10 protein-coding genes are annotated in these 10,352 nt (G+C 61.5%); 6 read left to right on the forward strand and 4 right to left on the reverse strand.

All coding sequences use genetic code 11. The annotated features are described in order from the left end of the window. Positions 1–632: sarcosine oxidase subunit gamma (locus tag UIA24_RS22550; protein ID WP_330523986.1), on the forward strand; the 632-nt coding region annotated here is incomplete at its 5' end. Between the two features lie 107 nt (positions 633–739). Next, on the forward strand, positions 740–2,083 hold the full coding sequence (gene pssA / locus UIA24_RS22555; RefSeq protein ID WP_099773994.1) for a CDP-diacylglycerol--serine O-phosphatidyltransferase: 1,344 nt from the start codon (positions 740–742) through the stop codon (positions 2,081–2,083). A gap of 80 nt (positions 2,084–2,163) precedes the next feature. Here pssA and UIA24_RS22560 read toward each other — a convergent pair whose 3' ends face one another. The 4 genes from UIA24_RS22560 to dsbD all read right to left on the reverse strand — a co-directional run bounded on the left by UIA24_RS22560 (position 2,164) and on the right by dsbD (position 6,205). Beyond that, a complete protein-coding gene (locus UIA24_RS22560) occupies positions 2,164–2,718 on the reverse strand; it encodes a L,D-transpeptidase family protein (RefSeq protein WP_330523987.1) in 555 nt (184 codons plus the stop codon). A gap of 165 nt (positions 2,719–2,883) precedes the next feature. After that, positions 2,884–3,648, reverse strand: coding sequence for a thiol:disulfide interchange protein DsbG (dsbG, locus tag UIA24_RS22565; RefSeq protein ID WP_442963064.1), 765 nt, complete (start codon positions 3,646–3,648; stop codon positions 2,884–2,886). A 2-nt stretch (positions 3,649–3,650) separates the two neighbouring features. Beyond that, a complete protein-coding gene (locus UIA24_RS22570; RefSeq protein ID WP_330523989.1) occupies positions 3,651–4,493 on the reverse strand; it encodes a TlpA disulfide reductase family protein in 843 nt (280 codons plus the stop codon). Next, complete coding sequence (gene dsbD, locus UIA24_RS22575; protein WP_099776581.1) at positions 4,493–6,205, reverse strand: protein-disulfide reductase DsbD; 1,713 nt, start codon at positions 6,203–6,205, stop codon at positions 4,493–4,495. The genes UIA24_RS22570 and dsbD overlap by 1 nt, the downstream gene beginning before the upstream one ends. Before the next feature lie 189 nt (positions 6,206–6,394). Between dsbD and UIA24_RS22580 the strand changes: the two genes are divergently transcribed. From UIA24_RS22580 to UIA24_RS22595, 4 genes are all read left to right on the forward strand, one after another. Beyond that, a complete protein-coding gene (locus UIA24_RS22580) occupies positions 6,395–7,078 on the forward strand; it encodes a response regulator (protein WP_099773997.1) in 684 nt (227 codons plus the stop codon). Then, complete coding sequence (locus UIA24_RS22585) at positions 7,075–8,397, forward strand: ATP-binding protein (RefSeq protein WP_330523990.1); 1,323 nt, start codon at positions 7,075–7,077, stop codon at positions 8,395–8,397. The genes UIA24_RS22580 and UIA24_RS22585 overlap by 4 nt, the downstream gene beginning before the upstream one ends. 22 nt (positions 8,398–8,419) lie before the next feature. Beyond that, positions 8,420–9,481, forward strand: coding sequence for an RNA methyltransferase (locus UIA24_RS22590; protein WP_330523991.1), 1,062 nt, complete (start codon positions 8,420–8,422; stop codon positions 9,479–9,481). Positions 9,482–9,811: 330 nt separating this feature from the next. Continuing rightward, positions 9,812–10,039, forward strand: coding sequence for a hypothetical protein (locus tag UIA24_RS22595; RefSeq protein WP_065761686.1), 228 nt, complete (start codon positions 9,812–9,814; stop codon positions 10,037–10,039). Positions 10,040–10,352 lie beyond the last annotated feature (313 nt).

The following is a 10,352-nucleotide window of genomic DNA, read 5'->3' on the forward strand; positions in this document are numbered from 1 at the left end:
TGAGCGCAATCAACGTTTACCAGCAACACCCAGGCAACGCCGCCAAGGCGGAATCGCCGCTGGCCCACGCCGACTTGTCGAGCCTGGTTGGCAAGGGACGCAAGAACGCCGGTGTCACCCTGCGCGAGAAGAAGCTGCTGGGCCACCTGACTATTCGTGGCAACGGCCACGACCCGGCCTTTGCCGGTGGTTTGTTCAAGGCCATCGGCCTTGAGCTGCCCGTGGCCCTGACCGTGGTCGCAAACGGCGACATGTCGCTGCAGTGGCTCGGCCCGGATGAGTGGCTGTTGATCGTCCCCGGTGGCCAGGAGTTCGCCGTCGAGCAGAAACTGCGCGACGCCCTCAAGGACCAGCACATTCAGGTGGTCAACGTCAGCGGTGGCCAGACCCTGCTGGAACTGAGCGGCCCGAACGTGCGCGAAGTGCTGATGAAGTCCACCAGCTACGACGTGCACCCGAACAATTTTCCGGTCGGCAAAGCGGTCAGTACGGTCTTCGCCAAGTCGCAACTGGTCATCCGTCGCAGCAGCGAAGACACCTGGGAACTGCTGATTCGTCGCAGCTTCTCCGATTACTGGTGGCTGTGGTTGCAGGATGCAGCGAACGAGTTCGGTCTAAACGTTATAGAGTGATGGTTTCGTGGATTAACGTCGCTCCTGCAGGGCATTTCAAAATCCCTGCAGGAGGGCGTTTATCTGAAAAAGCTACACCATCGTAGTACTTCGATCTTGAGAGGCTTATGCGGTTCTACTCTCCAAAAACTGGGCTTGCAGCGCTACGTGGTTTTGATCTATCGGCCGACGCGATCACGATACTGCCAACGGCTGCCGACTATCGACGTTGTCTGCTTGAACATATTGCCTCTGCTCAGCAACGCATCTACATCACCGCCTTGTACCTGCAGCAGGACGAGTCCGGTCAGGAAATCATCGACGCCCTCTATCAAGCCAAGGCGGCCCGTCCAACGCTGGATATCGTTGTGGTGGTCGACTGGTTTCGCGCGCAGCGGGGTTTGCTTGGGGCAGGCAAGCAACCAGGCAACGCGGCCTGGTACCGCGCCGAACGAATGCGTCGTGAGGTGGACGTGCCGGTCTATGGCGTGCCCATACAAACCCGAGAACTCTTCGGTGTGCTGCATTTGAAAGGCAGCATCATCGATGACTGCGTGATCTACAGCGGTGCCAGCATCAGTAACGTCTACCTGCACAAGTTCGACAAGTACCGCCTGGATCGCTATCACGTACTCCGCAACAAACCGCTGGCCGACTCAGTGCAGACGTTGATTCAAAACGCCTTGCTGGGCTCCAGAGCGACGCATCGACTGGATGTGCCCGCGCCACCCAGATCGCGCACTTTGCATCGGGCCATCAGGGCTTTCCGAAGTCGCCTCAAGCGTGCCGCCTATGATACGTCGGCAGGGAGCAGCGAGCATGGTGGGCTGCGGGTGATTCCGCTGCTGGGTGTTGGCAGGAACAACCCCCTGAACCGAGCCCTGTGCCAGTTGGTGGCCACCAGCCAAAAGCGCCTCACACTCTGTACCCCTTATTTCAACCTTGCGCCGGTGCTGACGCGCGAAATCGAACGTGCGCTCAAGCGTGGTGTCACCATTGACATCATCATCGGCGACAAGACCGCCAATGATTTTTTTGTCCCACCCGAAGAGCCGTTCACGTTGAGCGCTGCGCTGCCTTACTTTTACGAAAGCAAACTGCGTGGTTTCGCCCGCAAGCATCATGAGGCCATTGCCCGTCATCAGTTGAATCTGCAATTGTGGAAAGACGGCAATCACAGTTTTCACTTGAAAGGGGTGTGGGTAGACCAACGCTATACCCTCTTGACCGGCAATAACCTGAACCCCCGTGGGTTCCGGCTGGACCTGGAAAATGCCTTGCTTATCGACGACCCCAAGGCTGAATGGGCCATGCAGCGTGATGAAGAGCTTGCACAGCTCTCACGCCATACCACACGGGTTGATAGCTACTCGGCATTGGACTCCCTCACCGATTATCCGCCGAAGGTGCGTACGTTGTTGCGGCGAGTCAGGTATGCCCGGATTGGACGGTTGTTGTATGGCATGCTTTGAACGTCGACCCCAACCCATCGGTTCGCACATGTACAGCCACATCGCGTGCCGTTGATGTGGCTGCAGCATGTCCGCCTGGGTTATGGCGCGATCACAATCGGCGTGCCGTTCGGTACCCGTGACCAGATCTCCCGCACTTCTTCGTTGGTGACGGCGATGCAGCCGTTGGTCCAGTCCCAGCGTCGATGCCACTCGCCGATCCCGCCCCAGCCATTGAGCAGGCCGTGGATCATGATGTTGCCACCCGGCTCGACATTGGCCGCGGCAGCCCGTTGCTTGTCTTCGGCATTCGGATAGGAAATGTGCAGGCTCAGGTGGGCAATCGATTGCTCGTTGCGCCAGTCGATGGTGTAGCGGCCTTCAGGGGTGCGCTCGTCGCCTTCGGCCTGCTTGTGGCCGACCGGGTTCTTGCCCAGGGAAATGTTGTATTCCTTGAGCACCACGCCGTCTTTGAGCAACTGCATGCGTTTTTGCGCCTTGTAGACCATCAGGGTGTCGGCCTGCTCGCTTGCTGTCGCCATGTCAGGCGCAGTGCCGGAGCCGGAGCCGTAGCGCATGGCGTAGCGTGTGTAACCGTAGGCCGCCACCGCGAGCACACTGACAACGACAAGACTTTTCAACAGCAGGGAACGCATGGGGTAAACACTCCGTGTGAAGCATCCTGAGATGCTGGCTCCATGGGCCACGGGTGTTGCACAGGTGCCCTGGCCCTGACCGGTTGATTCCGGTCGGGGCGCATTCTGCCGAGGGTTGGGCCGTGACGCAAACCTGTGGCCGCTGCACGGCCCCCGGCTCGCGACTCAGCGCTTGCCGAAGATCTTGCCGAGCATCTCGGGCGCTGGTGCACCTTGTTGCTGCTGCAGTTGCTGATTGTCGTCGAGGTAGAAAATCGCCGGGGTGGCTGACAGCCCCAGTTCATCCATCAGGGCCATGTTGGCGTCGAGCTTGGCCTGTACCTCGGCCGGGATGCTCGGTAGCCCTTTGAGGGTGCTGGCCTTGCCGGCCTTTTCATGTTGTTGCAGGGCGCTTTGTGGGTCTTTGCTGGCCAGCAGTGCCGCTGATTTCGCCGGGCTGTCTTCGCGGATGATGCCGACCATGATGTGCCGCAACTGCACCTTGCCGGATTCGACCCACGGCCGCGCCTGCTGCCAGAACAGATTGCAGTAGGGGCAGTTGGGGTCGCTGAACATGTAGATGATACGCGGGGCATCGGCCTTGCCATCGGCGATCCAGCTGGCTTTGTCCAGTTTTGCCCAGATCGCTTTGGCCATCGGTGCGTAGACCAGCTTTTCCAGCGGCTCCAGGCTCAGGTCCTTGCCTTGCTCATCGAACAGGCTACCGACCAGCACGTGCTTGCCATCGGGCATCAGGTACAGAGCCATACCGCGGTTCTGGTACTCGGCGGCGAAACCCCGCATGCCATTGGGCGCGTCGAATTCACCTTTGATGGTTGCGCCTTTGGCCTCGATCTTCTGAATGGCCATGGGCAGTGTTTCGGCATGCACGGCATACGTCGGCAGCAAGCCGAGCCCCAGGGCCAGGCTGAAGGCGAGTGTGGCAGGCATCTTCATGGTGTGTTCCTTGTTGAAACAGTGGAGGCGGCGTTGGCGCGCTCAAAGGATTCCAGGGCGTGGCTCAGGCTGGCCCTGGACAGTTCGCCCAGGTGGCTACCGTGCAGGCGGCCGTCGGCGGTGTAGAACAACGTAGTAGGCAGCGCCATGGAGCCCACTTGCTGGCCCAACTGACCGCCTGAATCGAACAGTACATGGGACAGGTTCAGGCCAGTGGTTGCCAGAAAGTTACTCACGGTTTGTGGCGACTCCCCTTGGTTGACGAACAGAAACAGTACGTCCTGACGTTCTTGCTGGGCGTGTTGCAGCACCGGCATTTCCCGTCGGCAGGGCGGACACCAGGTGGCCCAGAGGTTGATCACCAGCGGTTGCCCACGGTAATCGTTCAGCGCCACCGCACGGCCTTGTGCATCGCGCAGGCTGATGGGCGGTAATTGCGTGTTCTGTTCATACAGGTGGCTGGCGAGGCTTGTCAGTGCCCAGAACAATCCGCCACTCAACAGCCCCCAAGCCAGTGGCGTGCGCAGCCGTGGCTGTCGCCAGCCTTGCCAGAGCGCGCCCAGCAGCACTGCGACAATCGCTGGCCAGAGCAGAAAGCCGCCATCGCGAATATCGACGATTTGCAGTGGGTCTTCCTGGTAGATCGACCAGTAGCGAATGACAAATGCCAAGCGTGCTACCAGCACGCCCAGCAAAAACAGGTTGAACAGCGTTGACTCGGGGTTGTCACCGTTGCGTCGTGCTACCCGCCAGCCGACCAGGGTGGCGATGGCCAGTGCGCCGAACAGCAGCAGGTGCTCGAGGCCAACAGCCAGTGGCCCGATATTCACAGTCAGCATCAGCCTTGGCTCCGGGTTTCAGACCAGTGTTGCAGGAAGTTCAGCGCATCGATTTCACCGGTGATGCGCCGTGCCCGGCGTTCGTCGCCCTCGGGGCCGATCCAGATCAGGCTGGGTGGGCCAGGTACCGCATAGCGCTTGAGCAGTTCACGGCTGGGCGGGGCGTCGGCGGTAACGTCCAGGCGCAGCAAGCGTACGCCGTTCAGCGCTGCCAGCACATCGTCGCGTGCGAACACCTGTTTCTCCATGACCTTGCACGACACGCACCAGTCAGCGTAGTAGTCCAGCAGCACCCATTGCCCTTGTGCGGTGGCGGCGTCCAGCTCTCGCTGCAGGCTCGCCGGGTCGCTGACGGTGGTGAAGGCATCGGCGCGGGTTGCCTGGGCTTCAGCGTTGCTGGCACCGGTATAAGGCTCCAGTGGTCGCCAGGGATCGCTGCCACCGGCTGCCGCACCGACCACCATAAGGCTGCCCCACAGCCCGAACAGCAGTGCCAATGCCTGTAGCGGGCGTTGCGCCTGCAAGGTTGTCCAGGCGGCCCAGCCCAGGGCGATCAGCCAGGCACCGGCCAGGCCCAGCCACAGCGTTGGGTCCAGCACGGCCCGCAGGGTGTAGAGCGCCATGGCCAGGAACACAAAGCCGAAGAACCCCTTCACCCGCTCCATCCAGGCGCCCGGTCGCGGCAGGTAGCGGTTACCCAGGGTGACCAGCAACAGCAAGGGCAGGCCCATGCCAAGGCCGAGGGCAAACAGCACCAGTGCGCCCTGCACGGCATTGCCGCTTTGCGCGATGTAGAGCAATGCACCGGCCAGCGGTGCGGTCATGCACGGCCCCATCAACAGGCCCGACAGGGCGCCCAGCAACGCAGCACCATAGAGGTTGCCGCCACGGGTGTTATGCCCGGCCCGTTCAAGGCGATCTCGCAGCCAGGCGGGTAGCTGCAACTCGAAGGCGCCAAACATTGGCAAGGCCAGCACCACGAACAGGGCTGCCAGGCTGCCGAGCAGCCAGGGTTGTTGCAGCCACGCCTGCAGGTTGGCACCCAGCAGGGCAGCGATCACACCCAGGCCGGCGTACACCAGGGCCATGCTCAGTACATACACCGCTGCCAATGCCCAGCCACGGCGAGCGCTGGCGCCGTTACCCAGCACCAATCCGGCGAGGATCGGCAGCATGGGCAGGGAGCAGGGGGTAAACGCCAGCAGTACGCCCAAGCCAAGAAAGGCCAGCAGGCTCCAGAACAGCGTACCGTGTTGCAGGTCGCCGGCCAGGGCCTGGTCGCTTGCCTGTTCGCGCCCTCGGTCAACGGCATCGGCAGGGGTGAGGGCCACCGTAGAGGTTTGCGGTGGGTAGCACAGGCCGGCGTCGGCGCAGCCTTGCCAGCCGACGCGCAGTTGGCCACTGGCATGGGCTGGCAAGATCAGTTCAAGTTCACCTCGGTACACCGGGCTTTCACCGAAGAACTCGTCTGTGTGGGTTTGTGCCGCGGGCAGCGCGGGGTGTTGTTCAGTGGGCAAGCCATCGAATTTCAGGCGCTTTTGATACAGGTAATAACCGTCGGTGATCTGCCAGTGCAGGCGCGTCTGGCCAGAGTCGAGCCGTTCGCTGCTGAACACGAAGGCTTTGTCGACCGCCAGAAAGTCCGGTTGAGCAAACGGCTTGGCGAAAGGTTGGGCCAGGCTCAGGTTGCTGAACAGTACCAACAGGGTCATCAGAAAAACGCGCATATCAGGTCCTTGTCAGCGCTATCACTCATTCAGCTTGCCGCCGGGTGATTAACTCAAAGTTAACCGGCTGCAGAAACGGCCGTCGCCCGATGCGCGACGGTTCGAGGCTGACGCGGCATAATCCTCGGTTAATCCGCCTGCGCTCCAATGGGCCTTTTATGATCGAGACTGACCATGCACGTATTGCTTTGCGAGGATGATGACCTGATCGCCAGCGGTATCGTCGCCGGGCTTGGCGCTCAAGGCCTGACGGTCGACCGCGTAGCCAGCGCGGCTGCGGCCCAGGCCATGCTCCAGGCCGCCAGCTTCGATGTCATGGTCCTCGATCTGGGCCTGCCCGATGAGGATGGGTTGAAACTACTGCGCCGTCTGCGTCAGCAGGGTGAGACCTTGCCGGTGTTGATCCTCACCGCACGGGACGCGGTCAGCGACCGGGTCGATGGTCTGCAGGCCGGCTCCGACGACTACCTGCTCAAACCCTTCGACCTGCGTGAGCTTGCCGCACGCCTGCATACGTTGATGCGGCGGATGGCGGGGCGTGCGGTGAACATCATCGAGCACGGCCCCTTGAGTTACGACCCGAGCAGCCGCGAAGCCCGCCTGGGCGGGCAGCCGGTGGACCTGTCCCGGCGTGAGCAGGCCTTGCTCCATGCCCTCTTGCATAACCGTGGCCGTGTCTTGTCCAGCGAACAACTCAAGGACAGCGTCTACGGGTTCGGCGATGAAGTCGAGAGCAATGCGTTGAACGTGCATATCCACCACCTGCGGCGAAAACTGGGCAGCGGCATTGTCGAAACCGTACGTGGGCTGGGCTATCGCCTGGGGCCCGCCCAACTGCCTGAAGAGGCGGCGCGATGAGCCTGCGTTTACGCCTGAGCCTGATTCTCGGCACGGCATTTGTCGTGATCTGGGCGTTTGCTGCTGCCTGGATGCTGCGTGACCTGCGCCAGCAAATGATGTTTTCCCTTGATCAGCGGCTGGTCGCTTCGGCGCGAATGGTGGCCGGCCTGATCGACCAGTTGCCGCAACCGTTGACCAGCAAGGGCGAGGGCACGCAGCTGAGCGCGGACCAGCTCAGTGTCCCCGATGGCATGGCCTGTCAGGTCAGCTCCCTGCGTGGTGAGATCTTGGCGCGAAACCACAGCCACGGCGAGCAACCTCTGGATGACGACCGGGTCGGCTTTCATGATCAGATGATCGACGGCGCCTCCTGGCGCAGCTTTACCTTTGCCCGTGGCGATGTACGTATTACCACCGCGGACCGTCATCAAGAGCGTGAAGCCTTGAATCGCTCGATCCTGCTGGCCGCTTCGGCGCCGGTGCTGGTGGCCTTGTTCGGTACACTGGGCCTGCTGTGGCTGGGCTTGGGCAGGGGCTTGGCGCCGCTGAACCGCATGCGTGATGCCTTGCGTAAACGCAGCCCCGATTCACTTGAGCCCCTGCAGCTACGGGCCATGCCCAGTGAGCTGCAACCGTTGCTGGAAACCCAGAACCAGCTGTTTCTGCGCATTGGCCAGACCCTCGAGCGCGAGCGCAGGCTGACCGACGATGCCGCCCATGAACTGCGCAGCCCGCTGACAGCGATCAAGACCCACTTGCAGGTCGCGCGGATGACCGATGGTGCGGTCCGTGAACAGGCGCTGGAGCACGCCGAGCAGGGCGCCGATCGCATGCACCGTACCCTGGAGCAATTGCTGCTGCTGGCGCGGGTAGAGGGCAGTCTGTCGTTCGACGATGGCGTGCAATGCAACGCCGAACATGTCGCACGGCAGGCGATTCAGGACATCGGCCAGGAGGGCGCCAGGCGTATTGCGCTGCACCTGGCCCCAGGAGCGGGCGAGTTATACCTGGACATGCCATCGCCCCTGGCGGTCGCTGCATTGCGCAACCTGCTGGAAAATGCGCTGCGCCACACCGTTGGCAGTGCGCCGGTGGAGTTGCAGGTGCAAGTGGACGGTGAGCGTGTCGGTTTCAGGGTGCGGGACCACGGGCCGGGTATTCCGGCACAGCACCTGGAGCACCTGACCCAGCGCTTCTGGCGCACTGGCCAGAGCGATGGTTGTGGCTTGGGCCTGGCGATTGTTCAGGCGATTGTCCAGCGTTGTGCCGGCTCGCTGGATTTCGACAGTCGCAGTGATGGTTTGCGGGTGTTGTTGCAGATTCCCCGCCGCGTGTAAGCGGTGATAGCATGCGCGCCCCATGACTATCCAAGACTTCCACCAGCGGCTCGCCGCCCTTGGCGCCAAGCCCGTGCATATCGGGCGTATCACCCGTGCCTGGCTGCGCGGCGTGCCGCTCGACACGGGCACCCGTCGCCAGAAAACCGAAGACTTCCTGCCCTTGAGCGTGCGGCAGGCACTGCCACAGCTGAGCGCCGAGCTCGATGGCCTGGCGCGGCTCAGTGCCGAGCACCCCGGTGGCGATGGTTCGGCGCGCCTGCTGGTGGAACTGGCCGACCGGCAACAGGTGGAAAGCGTATTACTGCCACGCGGTGGCTTGTGCGTGTCCAGCCAGGTGGGCTGCGCGGTGGGTTGCGTATTTTGCATGACCGGTAAAAGCGGCCTGCTGCGGCAATTGAGCACCGCCGAGATCCTGGCGCAGGTGGCACTGGCCCGGCGTTACCGTGCAGTCAAGAAAGTGGTTTTCATGGGCATGGGCGAACCCGCTCATAACCTCGACAACGTGCTGCAGGCTATCGACCTGCTGGGAACTGAAGGCGGTATCGGCCAGCGTAACCTGGTGTTTTCCACCGTGGGCGACCTGCGCGTGTTTGAGCGCCTGCCGCAACAGCAGGTCAAGCCGGCGTTGGCGTTGTCGCTGCACACCACCAATGCGGCGCTGCGCCAGCAGTTGCTGCCCCGCGCGCCGCGGATCGACCCAGAAGAACTGGTCGAGTTGGGCGAAGCCTATGCGCGGCAAATCGATTACCCGATTCAGTACCAGTGGACGTTGCTCAAAGGCATCAACGACAGCCAGGAAGAAATGGACGGGATTCTGCGCTTGCTCAAAGGCAAGTACGCGATCATGAACGTGATTCCCTACAACAGCCTGGAAGCCGATGAGTTCCAGCGGCCTGACGCGGACCGCATCGAGCAGATCATGCGCTACCTGCACAGCAATGGCGTATTGACCAAAGTACGCAACTCGGCGGGGCAGGATATTGACGGTGGTTGCGGCCAGTTGCGGGCACGGGCGGCGGATCTGATGCAGCGCAAGCGTGCGCATGCATCACCGTCGCTGCTGCTTGCTGGTGAGCGATAGTGAAAATTCGCGGTTTCAAGTAGGACATTTCCCAAGCATACTTTTCCGGCGTTTTTGCCGTTGTGCCTGTCATTGGTGCGAACTAGTCTTGCCGAGTCGTTGCCCATTCAACGACCGGATTTAGCAGTCCGAACATGAAGTCAGGCGCAACACGCCTCCATAGTCATTGCAACGCTTACGTCTGCGATGCTGCTCTATGGCGGCTGTGCGTGGGGCACCCTCGGGTGCGCCGGGTACCTGACTTCCCGGTCTGCTAACCCGCGTACAGCTGCCACCTAACTCGTTTAGCAGCGATTCGTGGCAGCTCCACTGAAAGTCAGGAGTTGCGCCATGATCAAGCTCACGCCCGATCCTCCCGTATTGCGTGTTCGTCAGGACCTTCCTTCAGAGGTCGCCTTGCTGCATGCCTACAAACACCTTGCGTGTGCGGTTGCGGCCACGCGACAAGCCCTTGAACACAGTGGCTCGCGGGCCGAGGTATTGATTCAAGGCGTCTTCCACCAGGTTGAAGTGGCTAAAGAACTAGTTGAGGTTTCGCTGAAAAACCTTCGGCATTAGCGTAAGGCTGTCAGCAGGCTGCACTCTCTGGGCTTGCCCGCGATAGTCTCGACACGGTGCCAGTGAGCACGTGGCGTCTGCATCGTTGGCAAGCCTGCTTCCCACAAAAAGTGCACAAGATTACTAGATCCTTGAGTGCTTTTTACGGCCCTTTCGATCAATTTCGGAAGCGTCCTACATCCATCCCGTGGCTTGATTTGTTAGCGTCCGTGCCTCGCAGCAGCCACCGGGGGACCAGGGATGTTCTCAGCCGCCAATCACGCGCACTTCAGCCTGACGATCGATGACCTTCAGCACGACCTTCAGGTGCTGT

This window comes from Pseudomonas sp. AL 58 (assembly GCF_036348395.1).
In the GTDB taxonomy this organism is placed as follows: Bacteria; Pseudomonadota; Gammaproteobacteria; order Pseudomonadales; family Pseudomonadaceae; genus Aquipseudomonas; species Aquipseudomonas defluvii.